At 71.2% G+C, this 20,043-nt stretch carries 20 protein-coding genes and 1 pseudogene; 12 read left to right on the plus strand and 9 right to left on the minus strand.

Translation table 11 applies throughout. The annotated features are described in order from the left end of the window. Nucleotides 1-9 precede the first annotated feature (9 nt). The 5 genes from AC07FT_RS31705 to AC07FT_RS31725 all read right to left on the minus strand — a co-directional run bounded on the left by AC07FT_RS31705 (nucleotide 10) and on the right by AC07FT_RS31725 (nucleotide 6,329). On the minus strand, nucleotides 10-975 hold the full coding sequence (locus tag AC07FT_RS31705) for an ABC transporter substrate-binding protein (protein WP_479179441.1): 966 nt from the start codon (nucleotides 973-975) through the stop codon (nucleotides 10-12). A gap of 73 nt (nucleotides 976-1,048) precedes the next feature. Then, nucleotides 1,049-1,801: an amino acid ABC transporter ATP-binding protein gene (locus AC07FT_RS31710; RefSeq protein WP_479179503.1), complete on the minus strand. Its 753-nt coding sequence runs from the start codon at nucleotides 1,799-1,801 to the stop codon at nucleotides 1,049-1,051. 5 nt (nucleotides 1,802-1,806) lie between these two features. Further along, nucleotides 1,807-2,694 (minus strand): amino acid ABC transporter permease, encoded by an 888-nt coding sequence (locus AC07FT_RS31715; protein ID WP_479179442.1) that lies wholly within the window; start codon nucleotides 2,692-2,694, stop codon nucleotides 1,807-1,809. Nucleotides 2,695-2,741: 47 nt separating this feature from the next. Next, nucleotides 2,742-4,682 carry an FAD/NAD(P)-binding protein gene (locus AC07FT_RS31720; protein ID WP_479179443.1) on the minus strand — a complete coding sequence of 647 codons (1,941 nt, stop codon included), beginning with the start codon at nucleotides 4,680-4,682 and terminating at the stop codon, nucleotides 2,742-2,744. A 396-nt stretch (nucleotides 4,683-5,078) separates the two neighbouring features. Beyond that, complete coding sequence (locus AC07FT_RS31725; RefSeq protein WP_479179444.1) at nucleotides 5,079-6,329, minus strand: DUF5685 family protein; 1,251 nt, start codon at nucleotides 6,327-6,329, stop codon at nucleotides 5,079-5,081. 232 nt (nucleotides 6,330-6,561) lie between these two features. Here AC07FT_RS31725 and AC07FT_RS31730 point away from each other — a divergent pair, with 232 nt between their 5' ends. Continuing rightward, nucleotides 6,562-6,996, plus strand: coding sequence for a cell division protein SepF (locus AC07FT_RS31730; protein ID WP_201877370.1), 435 nt, complete (start codon nucleotides 6,562-6,564; stop codon nucleotides 6,994-6,996). Between the two features lie 159 nt (nucleotides 6,997-7,155). Here the strand turns inward: AC07FT_RS31730 and AC07FT_RS31735 are convergent, their stop codons facing one another. Both AC07FT_RS31735 and AC07FT_RS31740 read right to left on the minus strand, forming a co-directional pair. After that, nucleotides 7,156-8,343: an acyl-CoA dehydrogenase family protein gene (locus AC07FT_RS31735; RefSeq protein WP_479179446.1), complete on the minus strand. Its 1,188-nt coding sequence runs from the start codon at nucleotides 8,341-8,343 to the stop codon at nucleotides 7,156-7,158. Nucleotides 8,344-8,525: 182 nt separating this feature from the next. Continuing rightward, a complete protein-coding gene (locus AC07FT_RS31740; protein WP_479179448.1) occupies nucleotides 8,526-10,220 on the minus strand; it encodes an MFS transporter in 1,695 nt (564 codons plus the stop codon). 328 nt (nucleotides 10,221-10,548) lie between these two features. Between AC07FT_RS31740 and AC07FT_RS31745 the strand changes: the two genes are divergently transcribed. Continuing rightward, nucleotides 10,549-11,736 carry a hypothetical protein gene (locus AC07FT_RS31745; RefSeq protein WP_479179450.1) on the plus strand — a complete coding sequence of 396 codons (1,188 nt, stop codon included), beginning with the start codon at nucleotides 10,549-10,551 and terminating at the stop codon, nucleotides 11,734-11,736. 276 nt (nucleotides 11,737-12,012) lie between these two features. After that, nucleotides 12,013-13,077 (plus strand): phosphatase PAP2 family protein, encoded by a 1,065-nt coding sequence (locus AC07FT_RS31750; RefSeq protein ID WP_479179451.1) that lies wholly within the window; start codon nucleotides 12,013-12,015, stop codon nucleotides 13,075-13,077. A 159-nt stretch (nucleotides 13,078-13,236) separates the two neighbouring features. Here the strand turns inward: AC07FT_RS31750 and AC07FT_RS31755 are convergent, their stop codons facing one another. Beyond that, a complete protein-coding gene (locus AC07FT_RS31755; RefSeq protein WP_431773552.1) occupies nucleotides 13,237-13,452 on the minus strand; it encodes an I78 family peptidase inhibitor in 216 nt (71 codons plus the stop codon). Nucleotides 13,453-13,860: 408 nt separating this feature from the next. On the opposite strand from AC07FT_RS31755, the gene gvpO reads away from it, so the two are divergent. The 9 genes and pseudogenes from gvpO (at nucleotide 13,861) to ctaD (ending at nucleotide 19,030) form a co-directional block, all read left to right on the plus strand. Continuing rightward, nucleotides 13,861-14,178, plus strand: coding sequence for a gas vesicle protein GvpO (gene gvpO, locus AC07FT_RS31760; RefSeq protein WP_479179453.1), 318 nt, complete (start codon nucleotides 13,861-13,863; stop codon nucleotides 14,176-14,178). Nucleotides 14,179-14,243: 65 nt separating this feature from the next. Next, nucleotides 14,244-14,708: a gas vesicle protein GvpJ gene (gene gvpJ / locus AC07FT_RS31765; RefSeq protein ID WP_479179454.1), complete on the plus strand. Its 465-nt coding sequence runs from the start codon at nucleotides 14,244-14,246 to the stop codon at nucleotides 14,706-14,708. After that, nucleotides 14,705-15,424, plus strand: coding sequence for a GvpL/GvpF family gas vesicle protein (locus AC07FT_RS31770; protein ID WP_479179455.1), 720 nt, complete (start codon nucleotides 14,705-14,707; stop codon nucleotides 15,422-15,424). The genes gvpJ and AC07FT_RS31770 overlap by 4 nt, the downstream gene beginning before the upstream one ends. Further along, the gene (locus tag AC07FT_RS31775) at nucleotides 15,424-15,630 is read left to right on the plus strand and encodes a gas vesicle protein GvpG (protein ID WP_254744186.1); all 207 of its coding nucleotides are present in this window, start codon (nucleotides 15,424-15,426) and stop codon (nucleotides 15,628-15,630) included. The genes AC07FT_RS31770 and AC07FT_RS31775 overlap by 1 nt, the downstream gene beginning before the upstream one ends. Continuing rightward, nucleotides 15,627-15,911 (plus strand): annotated as a pseudogene (locus AC07FT_RS31780) (gas vesicle protein); the annotation flags it as partial. The gene AC07FT_RS31775 and the pseudogene AC07FT_RS31780, both read left to right, overlap by 4 nt. 20 nt (nucleotides 15,912-15,931) lie before the next feature. Next, on the plus strand, nucleotides 15,932-16,786 hold the full coding sequence (locus tag AC07FT_RS31785; RefSeq protein ID WP_479179457.1) for a GvpL/GvpF family gas vesicle protein: 855 nt from the start codon (nucleotides 15,932-15,934) through the stop codon (nucleotides 16,784-16,786). Further along, nucleotides 16,783-16,974 carry a gas vesicle protein gene (locus AC07FT_RS31790; RefSeq protein ID WP_254744192.1) on the plus strand — a complete coding sequence of 64 codons (192 nt, stop codon included), beginning with the start codon at nucleotides 16,783-16,785 and terminating at the stop codon, nucleotides 16,972-16,974. The genes AC07FT_RS31785 and AC07FT_RS31790 overlap by 4 nt, the downstream gene beginning before the upstream one ends. Beyond that, nucleotides 16,971-17,249, plus strand: a complete 279-nt coding sequence (locus tag AC07FT_RS31795; RefSeq protein WP_471202644.1) for a gas vesicle protein K — start codon at nucleotides 16,971-16,973, stop codon at nucleotides 17,247-17,249. The genes AC07FT_RS31790 and AC07FT_RS31795 overlap by 4 nt, the downstream gene beginning before the upstream one ends. A gap of 95 nt (nucleotides 17,250-17,344) precedes the next feature. Further along, nucleotides 17,345-19,030 (plus strand): aa3-type cytochrome oxidase subunit I, encoded by a 1,686-nt coding sequence (ctaD, locus tag AC07FT_RS31800; RefSeq protein ID WP_479179460.1) that lies wholly within the window; start codon nucleotides 17,345-17,347, stop codon nucleotides 19,028-19,030. 13 nt (nucleotides 19,031-19,043) lie between these two features. On the opposite strand, the gene AC07FT_RS31805 is transcribed toward ctaD, so the two are convergent. Then, the gene (locus AC07FT_RS31805; protein WP_479179461.1) at nucleotides 19,044-20,003 is read right to left on the minus strand and encodes a helix-turn-helix transcriptional regulator; all 960 of its coding nucleotides are present in this window, start codon (nucleotides 20,001-20,003) and stop codon (nucleotides 19,044-19,046) included. Nucleotides 20,004-20,043: the final 40 nt, after the last annotated feature.

Below are 20,043 nucleotides of genomic sequence, written 5' to 3' on the forward strand. Positions count from 1 at the left end.
GGTGGACGGTCACTGCTTCGGCAGGCCGCGCGGGTTGATCTCGGACTTCTCGACCGCCTCGCCGGCGAGTCCCCAGCGCTTCAGCACCTTGGCGTACGAACCGTCGTCGATGACGTGGTCGATGGCCGCCGCATAGGCACCGACCAGTCCGCTGCCCTTCTTGGTGGTGGCGGCGATCTTGCCCTGCACCGCGTCGCCGCCGCCCGAGAGGGTGCCGACGATCTGTGTTCGACCGGCCGAGGCGACGTGGTAGGCGGAGGTGGGGTGGGGGCCGAGATAGGCGTCGATCCGCCCGGACTGGAGGGCGAGGTAGTAGTCGGTGTCCTTCTGGAAGTACGTGATGCCGACCGGCCTCCGGCCCGCCTTCTCGTTCTCCTTGCTCCAGTCGACCAGGATCTTCTCCTGGTTGGTGCCGGAGGAGACGGCGACGGTCTTCCCCGCCACGTCCTTCGGCCCCTTCACCCGCCACGGGGTGCCCTTCTTGGCCTCGAAGGCGAGGTCGTCCAGCCGGTAGGTGGCGAAGTCGTACTTCTCCTTGCGCTCCTCGGTGACGGTCACATTGGAGAACACGGCGTCGAACCTGGAACTGTCCAGGCCGACGAAGAGGTTCTCCCAGGAGACCGCCTGGAAGTCGACCTTGAGGCCGAGGGTGTCGGCGACCAGGGTGGCGAGGTCGATCTCGGAGCCGATGCGGGTCTTGTCGTCGGTGGCGTAGAAGCCGAGCGGCGCGGCGGCGTCCGCGCTGCCGCCGACCCGCAGTGTGCCCCGCTCACGGATCGCTGCGGGCAGCTCGGCGGCGATGGCGGCCACCTTCTTACCTCTGACGCGGTGCTGGTCAGGGCCGATGTTGAGCTGTCCGCCCCGCTTGCCCCCGGCCCCGACGGTCTGCTGGGCGTCACCGCTGCCGCAGGCGCCGAGCAGGGTCGAGGCGAGGGTGACGGCGACGGCGGTGACGAGGGTGCGACGGGTCTTCACGGGATGCTCCTTGCGGGGGTGTGCGGGATACGGGACATACGGGGATGGTCGGGGTGTACCGGGGGGCGGGAGGTCACAGGACCTTGGAGAGGAACGCCTTGGTGCGCGTCTCGCGCGGGCGGTCGAGCACCTCGGACGGCCGTCCCTGCTCGACGATCCGGCCGTCGTCCATGAAGACCACGGTGTCGGCCACTTCGCGGGCGAAGCCGATCTCATGGGTGACCACGACCATGGTGGTGCCCTGGTGGGCCAGATCCTTGATGACGTCCAGGACCTCACCGACCAGCTCGGGGTCGAGTGCGGAGGTCGGCTCGTCGAAGAGCAGCAGCTCCGGTTCCAGGGCGAGCGCGCGGGCGATGGCCACCCGCTGCTGCTGTCCGCCGGAGAGCTGTCGGGGGTAGGCGGACGCCTTGTCCGCGAGACCGACCCGGGCCAGCAGCGTCCCGGCGGCCGCCACGGCCTGCTTCCGGGGGCGGCGCAGCGCGGAGAGGGGTGCCTCGATGACGTTCTCCAGCACCGTCAGGTGCGGGAAGAGGTTGAAGTTCTGGAAGACGAAGCCGATCCGGGTGCGCTGCCGGAGGATCTCGCGTTCGCGCAGCTCGTACAGCCGGTTGCCCTGGCGGCGGTAGCCGACCGGTGAGCCGCCGACGCTGATCCACCCGCTGTCCGCCTTCTCCAGGTGGTTGATGGTGCGCAGCAGCGTGGACTTGCCGGAGCCGGACGGTCCGAGGACGACGGCCACCTCTCCGGCGCGCACCTGGAGGTCGATCCCGCGCAGCACCTCCAGGGTTCCGAAGCTCTTGTGGACGGAGCGGATGTCGACCATGGCGGTCATCGGGTGGCTCCCCGGGAGAAGTGGCGCTCGACGTAGTACTGCGCGACGGAGAGCACGGTGGTCAGGACGATGTACCAGACGGTCGCCACCATCAGCAGCGGTACCACCCGGCCGTTGCGGCCGTAGACGACCTGCACCTGGTAGAAGAGTTCACCGATGGCCATCACCGAGACGATCGAGGTGCCTTTGAAGAGGGAGATGACCTCGTTGGCGGCGTTGGGCAGGATCGAGCGCATCGCCTGCGGCAGCACGATCCTGCGGAGCTGGCGCAGTCGGGGGATGCCGAGTGCGGCCGCCGCCTCCAGCTGTCCGGCGTCGACGGCCAGCACTCCCCCGCGCACGATCTCGGCGGCGTAGGCCGCCTGGTGCAGGGCGAGTCCGAGGACCGCCGCGCTCATGGCGCCGACCAGGCCCGCGGTGTCGAAGGAGAAGAAGCCGGGGCCGAACGGGATGCCGAAGTCCAGCCGCTGGTAGAGGTAGGTGAGGTTGAACCAGAACAGCAGCTGGACGATGAGCGGGATGGAGCGGAACGCCCAGATGTAGGTGAACGCCACCGACTTCAGGAACGGGCTGGCGGACAGCCGCATGAAGGCCAGCACGATACCGAGGGCGAAGCCCAGCGCGGTGCCGTAGAAGGTGAGCTGGATGGTGATCCAGACCGCCTTGAGGATGGTCTCGGTGGCGAAGAACCGGGCGAACACCTCCCATTCCCAGCCGGGGTTGGTGACCAGGCCGTGGGCGAACTGTGCGACCAGGACGGCGGTGACGGAGACCGCGACCCAGCGCCAGGGGTGGCGTACGGGGACGACCTTGAGCGCCGAGTAGTCCTCGGCCGGGGTGGGTTCGGGCGCGGTCTTCAGGGGTGGATCGGAGGTCAGAGACACGGGGGTCCTTCGGGAGGGGCGAGCGGGAAGGGGCGGGCCGGTCGCGCTCAGGCGCTGAGCGGGGCGCTGTGGGCCAGTTCGCGCAGACAGCGCAGCAGGGCCCGGGCGGTCGCGTCGTTCTGGCGGAACGCGGGCGCGTTGGTGCGCGGCCGGGCGAAGGCGCCGGAGGCGCGGGCGTCGGTGTGCGGGCCCAGGGCGAAGCGGCGTGGATGCGGACGTCCGGCCCGGTCCAGGACCCGGCCGTCGTCGGGGCTGACGGCGAGCAGTCCGGCCGGGGTGGCGGCCGCGCCGTCGCGGTGCAGGGAGCGCAGCAGCGGATCGCGGCTGCGCTCAACGGAGGGTTCCGGCAGCCGGGCCTCGACCAGGGCACGGGCCTCGACGGTGTGTCCGGGCAGGCTGTCGCCGGCCGCCCGGAACACCCCGCGCCCGGGGTCGGTGGTCACGGTCAGCCCGGCGCCGAGGAAGCGGACGACTCCGGCGCGGGAGAGCGCGAGGAGCTGTTCCAGCCGCGGTCCGGGCGGGCCGGAGGCGAGGTGGCTGAAGAAGCCGTGCCACCAGCCGCCGGTGTCGCCGAGCCGGATCAGCTGCCCGTAGGCGGAGAGCAGGGCGAGGAAGACGGCCAGGTCGGGGCTGTGCCCAGGGTCATGGCGGCGGGCCAGGTCGGCCTCGACATATCCGCGCAGCCCCTGTTGCAGCGCCTCCTCGTCGGGGTACCGCAGCCCGGCCAGCGGACGGTCCAGGGCGTCGAGGTCGAGCCGGTCCGCCGGATCGGGTACGGCCGAGGCGATCAGTGCGGCGAGAGCGGGGTCGGCGGGCGGGCGGGCGGCGTACCGCTCCTCGAAGACCCGCCACTCCAGGGTGGTGCGCTCGGGGTGGGCGGTGAACAGCCGGTGGTAGTGGGCGTATCCGAGTTCCTTGTCGATCAGCGGCCAGATGTCACGCCGGAAGTCGGGCCCGCCGGGGAGCCGCAGCAGCGCGTCGACCTCGGCGGGGCCGAAGAAGCGCGGCACCGGGGGCCGTTCACCGTCCAGCGGATAGCCGATCTTGGCGTGGTAGGGGACGCCACGGCGCGATCCGACGTGCAGCACGGGTTCCCGCCCCGAGGGCCGGTACCTCAGCTCCCCGGCCGGGCCGCGTTCGTAGCGTCCGCCGCGGCCCTCGGTGAGCAGCACCATCAGGTCGACGAAGGCCAGCCCGAGGCCGCGGACGAGCACCGGCTCACCGGGGCGCAGCACGTCCAGCCCGCTGTCCGCGGTGAACTCCGGCGGGAGGTGGACCAGTCCGTACTCGGCGGCGAACGCCGAGAGCGCCCGCTGTTCGGCGTCGGGTTCGGCGTCGAGGTGGCCGAGGGCGAGGACCACCGCGTCGGCGGTGATCGGGGTGGCCCGGCCCTCCAGCCACACCTGCTGGCGTCCGTCGCGCGGACCGGTGATCCGCACCGCGCGGAACCGGTGCTCATGGACGGTGACCCCGGGCGGCAGGGCGGCCACCGCGCGCTCGTACACCCAGCGCAGATAGGCGCTCTGCAGCCGCCGGGTGGCGAAGCTGCCACCGGTCAGCGCGGCGGCCTCGGCGGCGAGTTCGGGCGGGACGGTGCCGGTCGGGCCGTCGGGGAGGTCGCCGTCACGGAGCCGGGCGGCCCATTCGGCGAGGGAGGGCCCGGGGCGGACCGGCCCCTCGCCCTCCACCGATGCGTCGGTGAACATCGTGACGTCCTCGGCCAGGGAGTTCATCCACAGCAGCGGGGACTGGTCGGGGCGCCAGATGCGGCCGCCACCGGGCGGGTACGGATCGACCAGGTGCACGGCGAAGGGCGGTGCGCCGTCCCCGTACAGCTCGGGGGCGTTGGCGGCGAGCCGTTCCACCAGTCCGGTGGCGCGCGGGCCCGCACCGACGATGACCAGGGTGGACGGCCGGGACGGCCGGGAGGAAAGGGCCGAGTGGGGGCTTCGGGGTGGTCGGGAGGGAAAGTCCGGGATCGCGGACATACGCAAGGCTCCGTGAGTTCTTCGAGCGAACTCAACGCGGGCCTTCACACCCGGCCGCGCCCCTCAGCACGGCCTGGCGCCGAGATTAAGGTGTCCCTACGGCCGGTTGTCAAGGCTGTCCGAACTGTGAGCACCGCGTCTCACCGCAGTTGACGCACAGCCGGAACGCTGCTCCACTTGGCGCATGCATTCATGGCAGCGACTGGTCACCCGCGACCACATCGACTTCGGTCGGGTGTGGTCGTCGTCCTGTTCGGGCTGATCGCCCGCCTCCGCTGCCTTCGGGAGGCTTCACCCGCCCATCGCACGTCCTGTCCGATGTGGCCCTGTATGCCCGCGTTCTCACGCGTCTTCACCCCCGCTTCAGCGCTCCCCTCCCCTCGCGCTCGCTGTTCCTCAACAGCCGCAGTCACACCCGCAATCGCAACCGTCGCAGCAGCCACAGTCGCAACTGCAGCAGTCACAGCAATCACAGCAGTCCGAGCAGTCATCGCACTTGTGGCACAGCCCTTCGCGCGGTTCCCCCGTCCACGGGTCGTGGTACGGGTCCTTGCAGCACACCTGACAGGTACAGAAGAGCCCGGCCCACACCGCGCAGCCGGCTATCAGCCCGCGCCGCCGACCCCGGTTCGGCGGCTCCGGCGGCGCGCCGCCGGGTCCGTGCGGGTTGTTGATCCACGGCGACTGCGGGGGCGGCGCCCCGTGGGATCCCTCGAGGCCGAGCATCTCGAGCTCCGGCGCACCGGACCCGGGGGGCGCGCCGTCGGTGGTGTGCGCACAGCCGGTGGTGCCGAAGGCGCGGTCCACCGCGCGCGGCAGTTCGTGCGCCAGCAGCACATGCGCCAGTCTGCCCGAGCCCTTGCTCGCGAACCGGGTGTCCCGGAGGGCGAGCCGCACCCCGTGCACCGCGTCGTCGCAGAGCCTGCGCACATCGGCGAGGTCGGCGCCGGTGGCGGCGATCGGGTTCCAGGCACCGGTCTCGGCGTCTTCGGCCAGGTCCTCCACCGCGTCCAGCAGATGGGCCAGCCGTCCGAAGAGCCGTCCGGCCTCCTCCAGCGGGGCCCGGTTCTCCGGCCGCCCGGCCAGGATCGCGGTATGGCCGAAAGCCGCCGCCGTCGCGGTCTCGGTCGGCTCGGTGACGGTGAGCAGTGAGGTGCCGATCCCGGCCTCGCCCTCGATCCCGCCCTGTCGGCCGACCGCGTCGAGCAGCACGGCCGTATCGAAGCCGATCTCGGCGCCGCTGCGCGCCCCGGCCCGGTCCCAGCGGGCGGCGACCCGGCGGGCGGCGGCGGCGACCGGCCGCCGCGCCAACGCCCCGTCACCGTCCTCCACATGGTCACGCATCTTCGCCGAGGCCAGCACCAGCGAGACGGTGGCGGCGAGCCGGGCACCCTCGCCCTGGGCGACGGAGGCGGTGCGCATCCCGCGCAGCGGACACGGCCCCGCGGTACGCCGCCCGCCGTCGGAGCCTCCGGTCTGGGCCTCGACCAGTACCGAGATCACCAGACCGTCGTAATTGGTGGCGATCCGGGCGAACTGTCCGTGATCACCCCTCAACGCGAGGCACAACCCGCACAGATGCGCCATCCATTCGGTCCGCAGGTTTTCCGACAGCCGATGGCGGCAAGGCCGGATAATGCCAAACACGAAGATCCCCGTTCACCCGTACGTCCCCGACGTCACCCGTCCGGCCCGGCGGAGTCTACCCAGCACTCCGTCAGCCCCCGTAAGCAGGTGGAACTCTGATATGGCGCCAGGCGTTGTGCACCAGTAACGTCACGAATCCCCTGTGCGGCCGCAATCCACGTGGCACACCATCCGCATCATGGACGACCATGGAGGGGCGGACAGTACACACCGTTAGCGAAAGGAGGCGTCCATGGGATCGGTACGCAAGGCGAGTGCCTGGCTTGGCCTCGTCGACGACAGCGATGACGAGCGCTACTACGACGACGACTACGCCGAGGGGCCCGAGCCCGGCGACTCCTGGGTGACCGACCCGCGCGTGCGGGTGGCCGACCAGGCCGCGCAGGACCAGGGCACACGTATCGCCACGGTCACCCCGGACGGCTTCCGGGACGCCCGGGGCATCGGTGAGCTGTTCCGGGAGGGGGTCCCGGTCATCGTCAACCTGACGACGATGGAGCCGGCCGACGCCAAGCGCGTCGTCGACTTCGCCGCGGGGCTGACGTTCGGGCTGCGCGGTTCCATCGAGCGCGTCGCCAACCGCGTCTTCCTGCTGACCCCGGCGGACTACCAGATCGTCAGCGGTGAGGCCCAGCGCTCGATCGGCGGCTTCTTCAACCAGAGCTGAGCCCCCTTTTTCAGGGGCTCGGTTCGCCTCCGGGGCGCTGAAGCCCCTGCCGACGGTCGACCGTGCTCGGCCACTCGTACCTCGCGGCCTCCGCGCGCTCTCCCTTTCGGCAGGGTCGCGCCCCTTCGGCTCACTCGCCCGGGCCGGAGGCCCCGCGGCTCAGCGGAAGGCGTCGAGACCGGTGAGCGCCTTGCCGAGCACCAACTGGTGCATCTCGACGGTGCCCTCGTAGGTGAGCACCGACTCGAGGTTGGTGGCGTGCCGCATCACGGGGTACTCCAGCGAGATCCCGTTGGCGCCCAGGATGGTCCGCGAGGTGCGGCAGATCTCGATCGCCTCCCGCACATTGTTCAGCTTGCCGAAGCTGACCTGCTCGGGACGCAGCCGTCCCGCGTCCATCCGCCGGCCCAGGTGGTGGGCGAGCAGGACACCCTTGTGCAGCTCCACCGCCATATCGGCCAGCTTGGCCTGGGTGAGCTGGAAGCCCCCGATCGGCCGGCCGAACTGCTCCCGGGTCCGGGAGTAGTCGAGCGCCGCCTCGAACGACGCCCGTGCGGCGCCCATCGCACCCCAGACGATGCCGTAGCGGGCGTGGCTCAGACAGCTCAGCGGTCCGCGCAGCCCGGTGCCGCCGGGCAGCACCGCGTCGGCGGGCAGCCGCACCTCGTCCATCACCAGTTCGCTGGTGACCGAGGCGCGCAGCGACCACTTGTGCTTGATCTCGGGGGCCGAGAAGCCCGGGGTGTCGGTGGGGACGGCGAACCCGCGGATGCCGTCGTCGGTACGGGCCCAGACCACCGCGACCCCGGCCACCGAGCCATTGGTGATCCACATCTTGCGGCCCGTCAGCACCCAGTCGGAGCCGTCCCGTTTGGCGTGGGTGCGCATGGCGGCCGGATCGGAGCCGATGTCGGGCTCGGTGAGCCCGAAGCAGCCGATGATCTCGCCGGAGGCCATCCCCGGCAGCCACCGCTGCTTCTGCTCCTCGGAGCCGAAGCGGTGGATCGCGTACATCGCCAGCGAGCCCTGCACCGAGACCAGGGAGCGGATCCCGGAGTCGGCGGCCTCCAGCTCCAGACAGGCCAGTCCGTACTGGACGGCACTGGCGCCCGCGCAGCCGTAGCCCGTCAGGGACATCCCGAGCGCGCCGATCGAGCCCAGCTCACGGGCCAGCTCACGGATACCGGGCAGTTCGCCGCGCTCGTACCAGTCGGCGATCTGCGGCAGGACGCGGTCGGCGGCCCACTGCCGCACGGTGTCGCGGACCGCCAGGTCCTCAGGTCCGAGGAGGTCCTCGATGCCCAGCGGATCGCTCGGGTCGAACGGCGGCAGGGTGCCAGCGGACATGGGTAGCGGCCTCCGGTGCGTACGGCGGATGGTGCTGCGGGGTGCGGCGGATGTCCACGGGTCGCCGGGCGCGTCCTCCGCCCCGACGGCCGACTGATCATCCGTGTCGGATCCGACGCTACGGCCGGGCCCCGTCCGCCGTCCAGACCCACTCGGTCCCGTCCGGGCGGCCCCGCGCCAGGTCAGCCGGTGGAGTCGGCTCCCACGACGGCCGCGCGGTCGCGGCGGGCCGGGGCCTCCTTGGCCTGCACCCGGTCCGCGCCGCCCGGCGCGTCCGCGGCGGCACCCGGTGCGGACACCTCCTCGGCGGGCGCGCACTCCATGGTCTTCGGCAGCCGCAGCGCGGCCAGCGCGCCGAGCAGCAGCAGTCCCGCGCTGACCACGAGCGTGATGTGCAGTCCGTGGACGAAGGCGGCTCGGGCGGCGGCGCGCAGCGCTTCTCCGGCGGCCCCGCCGAGATCGTGGGAGACCTCGTAGGCCGCGCCCAGCGACTCCCCGGCGTCGGCGCTGGCGTGGTGCGGCACCCCGGTGACCGAGGAGACGCCTGGCTTGTAGGCGGCATTCATCACGCTGCCCAGCAGCGCTATGCCGATACCCGCGCCGAGCTGGTAGGAGGTCTCGCCGATGGCGGCGGCGCCACCGGCCGACTCCGCGGAGGCCTCGTTGAGCATGGACTCATAGGCACCGAAGAGGGTCATCTCCAGGCCGAAGCCGAGGACGACGAAGGCGCCGATGAGCACCGCGGGCCGGTCGGCCTGGCCCATGACGGTGAGGGTGAGCACCGCGGCGGCGGTGAGCCCGAAGCCGAGCGCCACCATGGTGCGCGGGCCGAGCCCCTGGAGCATCCGGGACCCCGCGAGTCCGGCGGCCATCGCGGCGAAGGTGAGCGGCAGCAGCCGCAGCCCGGTCTCCAGCGGGGTGAGTCCCAGCACCAGCTGGAGGTACTGGGCGGCTATGAGCTCCAGACCGACGAGCGCGAGCAGCGCCAGGACGATACAGCCGACCGAGATCGAGAAGGCCGGACGGGCGAACAGATTGAGATCGACCAGCGGATGCGTCCGGCGCCGCTGACGCCGGACGAAGAGCACCAGCAGCAGGACACCGCACACCACCGGGAGCGCGGTGAGCGGCTCCAGCAGACCGAAGCCGCTGCCCACCCGCTTCACACCGAAGACCACGCAGAACAGTCCGCCGGCCGCCATGACGGCGCCCAGCACGTCCCACGGTCCGTCGCGCTCACCGGTGGACTCCGGAAGCAGCCAGCGGCCCACCGGCAGGGCCACCGCCATCAGCGGGATGTTGATCAGGAAGACCGAGCCCCACCAGAAGTGCTCGACCAGGAAGCCGCCGAGCAGCGGGCCGGCGGCCGCGCCGACCGCGGCCACCGCGCTCCAGATGCCGATGGCGAGGGCGCGCTCGCGGCGGTCGGGGAAGACCTGGCGCAGGATCGACAGGGTGGCGGGCATGATCATCGCGCCGCCGACGCCCAGCAGGGCGCGGGCCACGATGAGGATCTGGGGGGTGTCCGCGAAGGCCGCGAGGGCCGAGGCGGCACCGAACAGCCCGTAGCCGAGCAGCAGCACCCGGCGTCTGCCGACGCGGTCGCCGAGGGTGCCGAAGAGGATCAGCAGGGACGCGCATACCAGCGGGTAGGCGTCCACGATCCACAGCAGCTCGATCGAGCCGGGGCGAAGGTCCTCGGTGACGGCGGGGACCGCGACGTGCAGCACGGTGGCATCGACGGCCACCAGCAGCAGGCTGACGCAGAGCACGAGCAGGACGACCCAGCGGTTCGCACCGCCGCCCGCTTCGGTCCCGCGCCATTGCCGGGGAACGCCCGCCGTCCGCTGTTCGCGGCCCGTGGTCGTCCCGGACATGTACGCACCTCCCTGTCTTGCGCTCGCGGTCCGCCCGGGAGGGCGGAGACGTCACGTCGTGGGGACGCGTCCGGTGACCCGGTGGCGCAGGCGCGAGTGAGAGGTCAGGGTACGCGAGTCGCCGCACCGACCGTGTGCCGCAGGTCATGTTGCATCCGGGCCCCGCGGCGGATAAGGCGGCGTACGTCCCTCCGTTCCCCTTTCGTCCCCTCGTTTCTCCCCTTCTTCCGGTGTCGTACAGGTGGCGGCCGGATGTCCTTCCGTGGTTCGTCTCACGGTTGTCCACAGGCGTCCCGACCGGTCCGGATCATGCTCGATAATCGTCGCCGTGACTGCTCTCGACCATGCCGCGGCCGTGCCGTGCGGCGACGACGCCCGGCCCGGCCGCACTCTGCGCGCCGCGCTGCGCCGAGCCGCCCCGGCACTGCTCGCGTATGCGGGGACGCGCCTGGTCGGGCTGGCGGTTCTGGCGATCTGGGGGGCGGTGGCGGACAGAAGTCCCCACCAGCTCCTCGCGGCCCGCTGGGACTCCCTCTGGTACACCCGTATCGCCGAGCAGGGGTACGGCTACACACTGCGGCTGCCGGATGGCTCGATCCATTCGGATCTGGCGTTCTTCCCGATGCTGCCCGCGCTGGAGCGGGTGATCTCGGCCATATCTCCGCTGGACGCGGCCGGCGCCGGACTGGCGGTGAGCTGTGTCACCTCGCTGCTGGCCGCGTGGGGGATCTTCGCGGTCGGTGATCTGCTGCACGGACGCCGGGTGGGAACCCTGCTGGTGGTGGCCTGGGCAGTGCTCCCGGTCGGCATCGTGCAGTCGATGGCCTATTCGGAGTCCCTCTTCACGGCCGTGGCCGCCTGGGCGGTTTACGCGACGCTCACCCGGCAGTGGCTGGCGGCGGGCACGCTCGCGGCACTCGCGGGGCTCACCCGGCCGGTGGGGGCGGCGGTGGTCGCCGCGGTGTGGCTCGCCGCGGCCGTGGAGCTGCTGCCCGGGGGCCGGTGGCGGCGGGCCCGGCGCACCGATCCCGAGCTGCTCGCCGGAGTGGTGCTGGCCCCGCTGGGCTGGCTCGCCTATGTGGGGTGGGTCGGCTTCGAGACCGGCAGCGCCACCGGCTACTTCGAGATCCAGAGCGGCTGGGGGAACGGCTTCGACGGGGGCCTCGCCTTCGCCGGCTTCATCGGCGGGATGCTGACGGGCCCGGGGTTCCCCGCCGGGCTGGCGCTGCTGACCGGGGTCGCGGCACTGCTGTGGCTGTTCGCGCGCGGGGTGCGGCAGGGCCAGCCGCTGCCGGTGCTGGCGTACTGCGGCTCGGTGCTGGTGCTCGCGCTGACCGCGAAGGGCTACTTCTGCTCCAAACCACGGCTGTTGATGCCGGCGTTCCCGCTGCTGCTGCCGCTCGCGCTGGCGCTGGCCCGGCTCCGTCCGGCGCGTACGGCGCTGATCCTGGGCTCGGTTGGGCTGGGCTCCGCGCTCTACGGGGCGTTCTGGCTGCATGGTTCGGGGCCGCCCTGATCAGCCCGCTCCGGTCCGGGCGACAGCGGGACCGCCACCCGGGAAACGGGCGGGAACGGCACGGCCAATCACCGATAAACGCCGCTGTAAGAACTCCATAAAGGCCCCGCGGGTCGCGGATAGGAACGCTGTGCGCGCAATACTTCCGGGGCCTCGTGGATTACGTCGGAATGGCACCTTCATAAGCGGCCGACGAGACGAACTCCACATCACATCGTCATCACAAAGCGACCTGATCGACCGAACCCGCCTGTCACGCAATGTAACGTCGATTAGGTGCGTACCGAAGAGAAGCTCCCCGAGGCGGAGGAGCGCCCGACCGATCTCGCGCGACCGCGCATGACCCGGACCCGCCGTTGGCTGCTCGGGTCCACGCTGGCGGTCTACGCGGCCACGGTCATCGGCGTCCTCACCACCTCGTGGCTGGTGAAGCTGGACTGGCAGGTCATGCTGTTCCGGCCCTACAAGCAGTGGCCGGAGTTCCACACCTTCCTGGACTACTTCGTGGTCATGGGCCAGCGCGGCCCCACCGCCGTCGCGGTCGCCGCCTGGCTGGGATGGTGCTGCCACCGGCAGCGCACCATGCGGCCGCTGCTGGTGCTCGGCACCTCTCTGCTGCTGCTGAACTTCACCGTGGGTGCGGTGAAGCTGGGCTTCGGACGGCTCGGCCCGCACTACGCGACCACCGTCGGCTCCAATGAGATGTGGGCCAACGGCGATATATTTCCTTCGGGTCACACCGCGAACGCCGTGGTCACCTGGGGTGTACTGGCCTATCTGGCGACCACGCCGCTGGCCCGCCGGATCGCCTCGCTGATCGCCACGGGCTTCGCCTTCGGCGTCGGCATGACCACCGTCTACCTCGGTACCCACTGGCTGAGCGATGTGGTGCTGGGCTGGGCCGCCGGGGTGCTGGTGCTGCTGGCCCTGCCCTGGCTGGAGCCGGTGATGTACCGCGCCGAGGTGCTGCTGCTGGAGATGTGGCACCGGCTGCGCCAGCACGGCGGCAAGGCGCCGGTTCCGGTCCGCGTTCCCTCCGCGCGCCCGGTGGCCGGATCCACCCTCGCCACCCCGCGGACCGCCCGGGACGACGAAATGCCGCCGCGCGAGCCGGTGGGCGTGGCCGGGAACGGCCGCCCGACCGGTCCCACCGCGCGGATCGCCGAGCCCCGTCAGCACCACCCGGTCCGCCAGCACCAGCACACCACCCGGTCCGAGCGGACCCCGGTCACCCCGGGCGGCAGCCGCCGTCCGCCGCACTCCGACCGGGTGCCCCGCGCGGCCACCACACCCTTCGGCTCCACCACGGGACGCGGGCGGACGACCGCCACCGGCGGCTAGCCCCCGGCCCGGCCGGGCGGGACGGTACGCACAGACCTCCCCGCCCGCCCCGCAGACCCCGTACGACGGCCCCGGACGCTCCACCGAGAGCGTCCGGGGCCGTTGTCCTGTCGTGCCGCGGAAGGGCCCCTGGTGACCCGCGGGGCACCAGGGGCCGGCTCAGCCGCGCCAGCAGCGCCGTACGACGTCTTCGGCGACCTCGAAGTTGATACGCCCGAAGAGGTACTCCATCGTGATGATCGCGCCCGGCGGCACCCTACGCACGGTGGTCCAGCCGCGCTCCCGCGCCCGGTCCTCGGCGGTCGCGGCATCGAGTCCCACATAGCTGTCGAGGTCGTCCTCGGGTTCGGCCGGAAGGTTCGGTACAGGTCCCATGACAGCCACCGTAGGCGGCGTCAAAGGGGCGGGAAAGCGAGAGCTGGATCACGGTGAGCACTGCCTCATCCGCCCCGGGTCCGTCACTCGTCACACTTGTGTCACAGAAAACACGCCCGGGTTTGTCCGCGACTTTGTCACTCTTCCGTGGCTCATGTTGACGGCTCTCGGGCGGGCGGCCGTTTTCGCTGATTTCCGATGCCAAAGGCGCTGGTCTGGTATAGGAAGCGGGCTCTCCGATCTCTCCGCTGATCCCTCTGCCGAACAAATGGAACAGCAGACGGATAAACATCGCCCGGACACCACCCGGAAGCAGCCGGAGCACACAATTCCACCACAAATCGCCGATAGCGAACCGTCAGGTTTACCCGGGGACGCACGCGGTACCCGCCGCACCACGGAGCGAACATGACTGACTCGACTGACTCACGCGATGAGACCCGCGACAAGAAGAAGAAGGCGGCCGACGGTATGACTCCGGTGGCACTCCTGCGCTCAGCCCGTGACCAGCTCGCCGAGCTGACGGGCCTCGTTCCCGAATCGGTGCCGCGGATGGAGCGGACCGAGGAGGGATGGGTGCTGGACGCCGAAGTGGTGGAGCTGGCCCGGGTACCGGAGACGATGAGTCTGATGGCTCTGTACGAGCTGACTCTCGACCCGGACGGCGTGCTCACCGGATACCGCCGCCTCCGCCGCTACGAGCGCGGGCGAAGTGACCGCGGCTGACCGTACGGAGGGCCGTGGGCCCACCCGGACGCCAGCCGCCCGGAGCCGAGAGGAACTCAAACGACATGACAACCGTAGTCCCGGCACAGCAGTCCAGGGGCGGGGGCGGCAGCAGTGGCCTCTACGACGTCCTGGAACTCATCCTCGACCGCGGGCTGGTGATCGACGCCTTCATCCGCGTCTCCCTCGTCGGCATCGAGATACTCAAGATCGACGTACGGGTCGTGGTGGCCAGTGTGGACACCTATCTGCGCTTCGCCGAGGCGTGCAACCGGCTCGACCTGGAGTCCGGCCCCAACAAGTCCCCCGGTATCCCCGAGATCCTCGACGGCGCCACCGAGGGCGCCGCGCGCAGCAAGACCAAGGGGGCGCTGTCCGGCGCGGGCGAGACGGTCAGCAAGGCGGCCAGCACCGTCGCCGAGGCGCTCCGCGGCGATGAGCGTGAGCGTGAGGAGGAGCCCGCCCGCAGCCGCAGCCGCCGCACCACCACCCGCAAGACGTCGTCGAAGAAGGCGGAGGAGACCGAGTGAACACCTACGTCTACGGCATCGCGCGGGGCGAGGTCTCCGGCCTCGGCGACCGGCTGCGCGGTATCGGCGACCCCCCGCTGCCGGTCCGCGCGCTCACCGAGGGCGAACTGTCCGCGATCGTCAGCGACTGCCCGGCCGAACTCAAGCCGCGCCGCCGTGATCTGCTGGCCCATCAGCATGTGCTGGCCGAGGTGGGCGACGCCCATCCGGTGCTGCCGATGCGCTTCGGCTCGGTGTCGACCAGCGACGACGATGTGCGCACGGTGCTGTCCGAGCACGCCGACCGCTACCACGAACAGCTGTCCCGGCTCGCGGACCGGGTGGAGTACAACGTCAAGGCGGTTCATGACGAGAACGCCGTACTGCACCAGGTGCTCTCGGAGGAGCCCGAGCTGCGGATGATGGCGGAGGCCAACCGGGCCTCGGGCGGCGGCACCTACGAGGACCGGGTGCGCTTCGGCGAGCTGGTGGCCGCCGCGGTCCAGGCACGGGAGACGCGCGACGCGCGGATCGTGGAGGAGACCCTGGCGCCCGCCGCCGAGGCGGTGCGTCCCGGTCCGGAGAGCGGCGGCTGGTTCCTCAGCCTGTCCGTCCTGCTGGCCAAGGACGCCACCGACCCCCTGCTCTCGGCGGTGAGCGGGCTGGAGAAGGCCCATCCCCGGCTGAAGCTCCGGGTCAACGGGCCGCTGCCGCCGTACAGCTTCGTCGATTCCTGATGCTGCTGATCGGCTGGACGCTCCGGCAGCTCCTCACCCAGGCCGAGCGGGAGTACTACAACCCCGCGAACATCCAGGGCGCGCTGATCGCCCTGGAGACCCGGCTCGACGAGGGGCTGATCGACGAGGAGGAGTTCGAGCGGCAGGAGGACGTGCTGCTCGACCGGATGGAGGAGGCGCGCCGATGGGCGAACGGGACCCTATGACCACCACCGCCTACGGCTCCCCCCTGGCGTCCCGCGGCCCCGCCCCGGGCGGGCTGTCCGCCCGGGGCGAGAGCGGGGCCAATCTGGCCGACATCCTGGAGCGGGTGCTCGACAAGGGTGTGGTCATCGCGGGCGACATCCGTATCAATCTGCTCGACATCGAATTGCTCACGATCAAACTGCGGCTGATCGTGGCCTCTGTCGACAAGGCCAAGGAAATGGGCATCGACTGGTGGGAGCACGACCCCTCGCTCTCGTCGCGCGCCCGCCGGGACGAGCTGGAAGGGCGGGAAGAGGGCTGATGACCGAAGCACTGCGGGCGGAGGGACTCCAGTACGCCTACGCGGTCGTACGCGACACCGGGACGCTGGACGCGGCCCTGGAAGGGGTGCGCGGGGTGGCGGGCGAACCGGTGCGCGCCGTCGTCCACCTCGGTCTCGCCGTGGTGGCGGGCCCGGTACCGGCCGGGGAGTTCGACGAGGGGCCACTGAAGGAGCGGCTGGAGAAGCTGGAGTGGCTGGAGCGGATCGCCCGCGCCCATGCCCGTGTGGTGGACGCGGCCGGTGCGGACAGCGGGGTGGTGCCGGTCCGGCTGGCCACCGTCTGCCGCGGCGAGGAGGGCCTGCGGCGCATGCTCGAGACCGGCCGGGAGCGGTTCACCGAGGCGCTGGACCGGCTGGACGGCCGGGTCGAATGGGGCGTGAAGGTGTACGCCGCTCCGCCGCCGCCCGCCGAACCGGCCGCCGCGCCCACCGGCGCCGTCTCCGGCCGTGACTACCTGCGCAGGCGACGGGCCGAACGGCAGGCGTCCGCGGAGCGCTGGGGGCGGAGCGAGGACGGTGCGCGGCAGGTGCACGACGCGCTGTGCGTCCTTGCCGAGCAGGCCCGGCTGCATCCCCCGCAGGACGGCCGGATCTCCGGTGCGTCCGACCGCAATGTGCTCAACGCCGCGTATCTGCTGCCGCGTGAGGAGAGCCCCGCGTTCGCCGAGCGGGTGGAGGAGCTGGTCCGGAGTTCGGCCGGGGTGCGGCTGGAGCTGACCGGCCCCTGGGTGCCGTACTCCTTCGTCGCCCCGTTCAGCGAGGACACCGCGGGGGCGTCGGCCGGTGGGGGCGGCGGGCCCGGTGCGGACCGGCGGGGGCGGTCCGGCGGATGACCACGAGCCCCCTGGCCCACCGGGAGATCGCCCTGGTGGATCTGCTGGACCGGCTGCTCGCGGGCGGTGTGGTGATCACCGGTGATCTCACCCTGCGGATCGCCGACGTCGACCTCGTCCGGATCGATCTGCGCGCGCTCATCAGCTCGGTGAACGAGAACGTGCCGTCCCCCTGGGAGGAACCGTGACCCGGAAGGTGGAGCTGGACCAGGACACCGTCGAACGCGATCTGATGAAGCTGGTGCTGACCGTCGTGGAGCTGCTGCGCCAACTCATGGAGCGGCAGGCGCTGCGCCGGGTGGACCAGGGCGATCTGACGGAGGACCAGGAGGAGCGGATCGGGCTGACGCTGATGCTGCTGGAGGACCGGATGGGCGGGCTGTGCGAGCGCTACGGCATCGCGCCGTCCGATCTCAATATGGACCTTGGGCCACTCGGTCCGCTGTTGCCCCCGGGGGAGTGATGCTCGGCAGCCCTCCGCGGATCGGGACCTCCACCGGGTGATCATGGCGGGAAGCCGTGTCGCACCCGGTCCCCGGAACGCGGAGGGAGCCCTCGATGACGACGGACACCGCGCGGGCGCCGGCCGGTGCCGGGGTCCGGTTGCCGCGCCGGGGCCGGGTGGTCGTGGACTGGCTGACCACCACCGACCACAAGAAGATCGGCCATCTCTACCTGATCACATCGTTCGGCTTCTTCCTGATCGGTGGGGCGCTGGCGCTGGTGATGCGGGCCGAGTTGGCCCGGCCGGGGATCCAGCTGCTCTCCCAGGAGGCGTACAACCAGGCGTTCACCCTGCACGGCACCATCATGCTGCTGCTGTTCGCCACCCCGACCTTCGCCGGGTTCGCCAACGAGATCATGCCGTTGCAGATCGGTGCGCCGGACGTGGCCTTCCCCCGGCTGAACATGCTCTCGTACTGGCTGTTCCTCTTCGGCGGGCTGATGGTGGTGTGCGGTCTGATGGTGCCCGGCGGCGGCGCCGACTTCGGCTGGACCGCCTACGCCCCGCTGAACAGCGCGGTCCGCTCCCCCGGGGTGGGTGCCGATATGTGGATCATGGGGCTGGCGCTGGCGGGGTTCGGCACGATCCTGGGCGCGGTCAACTTCCTCACCACCATCATGGTGATGCGCGCCCCGGGGATGACGATGTTCCGGATGCCGGTCTTCACCTGGAACACCCTCTTCACCTCGATCATGATCCTGATGGCGTTCCCGGTGCTGGCCGCGGCGCTGCTGGCGCTGGAGGCGGACCGGCGGTTCGGGGCGGTGGTCTTCGACGCCCGGTTCGGCGGATCCCTGCTGTGGCAGCATCTGTTCTGGTTCTTCGGCCATCCCGAGGTCTACATCATCGCGCTGCCGTTCTTCGGCATCATCAGTGAGATCATCCCGGTCTTCTCCCGCAAACCGATCTTCGGCTACGTCACGCTGATCGGTGCGACGATGGCCATCACCGGGCTGTCGATGGTGGTCTGGGCCCACCACATGTTCGCCACCGGCGCGGTGCTGCTGCCGTTCTTCTCGCTGCTGTCGTTCCTGATCGCGGTGCCGACCGGGGTGAAGTTCTTCAACTGGATCGGCACCATGCTGTACGGCTCGCTGTCCTTCGAGGCACCGATGCTGTGGGCGGTCGGCTTCCTGGTGAGCTTTCTGTTCGGCGGGCTGACCGGGGTCATCCTGGCCTCGCCCCCGCTCGACTTCCAGGTCACCGACAGCTACTTCGTGGTCGGCCACTTCCACTACGTGGTGTTCGGGACGGTCGTCTTCGCGATGTTCGCGGGCTTCTACTTCTGGTGGCCGAAGTTCACCGGGAAACTGCTGGACGAGCGGCTGGCCAGGATCCACTTCTGGACGCTCTTCACCGGCTTCCACACCACCTTCCTGGTGCAGCACTGGCTGGGGGTGGAGGGGATGCCCCGGCGTTACGCGGACTACCTGGCGGCGGACGGCTTCACGGCCCTCAACACCGTCTCCACCATCGGGGCGTTCCTGCTGGGGCTGTCCACCCTGCCGTTCCTCTACAACGTCTGGCGCACGGCCGCCTACGGGAAGCGGGTCACGGTGGACGATCCATGGGGGTTCGGCCGCTCGCTGGAGTGGGCGACCTCCTGTCCCCCGCCCCGCCACAACTTCACCACGCTGCCCAAGGTCCGCACCGAGTCCCCCGCCTTCGATCTGCACCATCCGCAGGTGGCGCGCCGGGCTCAGGAGAAGGACCAGCAGCTGAAGCCGCGCGGCGGCTGACCGGGAGTCCTGGTCAGTCCAGGGCGCGGTCCAGCCGGTCCCGGATCCGGCGGAGGTGCTCGATCAAAGGTGCGGGCTCGCGCACCTCGAAGTCGAAGCCCATCAGCACGATGTGGATCGCCAGCACATCGAGGCCGTGGGCGCCGGTGTACAGCAGACAGCTGTGCTCGTCGACGGCCTCCAGCACCCCCACCGAGGGCGTGACGCGTTCGGCCGCCCGCTCGACGGGGACCTTCAGCAGCACGGTGGCCCGCTCCGCGTAGACGCCGTGGGAGATGCCCCGGGAGACATAGGCGGCCAGGTCCTCGGCGGGAGGACGGCGCGGGGCCACCCGGGGGCCGTGCGGCGGGGTCGGGGTGATCCGGTCGACGCGGTAGGTGCGCCAGTCCGCCCGGTCCACGTCCCATGCGACCAGGTACCAACGGCGCTGGGCACAGACGAGCCGGTGAGGTTCGGCGGTACGGCGGCTGGCGGTGCCCCCGTGGTCGCGGTACTCGAAGCGCAGCCGGTGGCTGTCCCGGCAGGCGTTGGCCAGTTCGGTCAGCACCTCCGGATCCACCCCGGACCCGGGGACACCACCGGCCATCGGCACGGTGAACGAGGTCAGGGCACCGACCCGGCGGCGCAGCCGGTCCGGCAGCACCTGCTCCAGTTTGGCCAGGGCGCGGACCGAGGTCTCCTCGATCCCGTCCACACCGCCGCACGCGGCCTGGCGCAGGCCGACGGCGACGGCCACCGCCTCGTCGTCGTCGAGCAGCAGCGGGGGCAACCGGGCGCCCGCGCCCAGCTGGTAGCCGCCCGCCGTACCGGGCGCGGAGTGCACGGGGTAGCCCAGGTCGCGCAGCCGGTCGATGTCACGGCGTACGGTGCGCGGGGTCACCCCGAGCCGGTCGGCGAGGTCCGCACCCGACCATTCGCGGTGCGCCTGCAACAGGGAGAGCAGACGGAGCAGTCGTGCCGAGGTCTCCAACATGGAGCCGAGTCTGTCAGCCCTTGAGGACAGCGCTCGTCCT

Source organism: Streptomyces sp. NPDC045899, assembly GCF_056431485.1.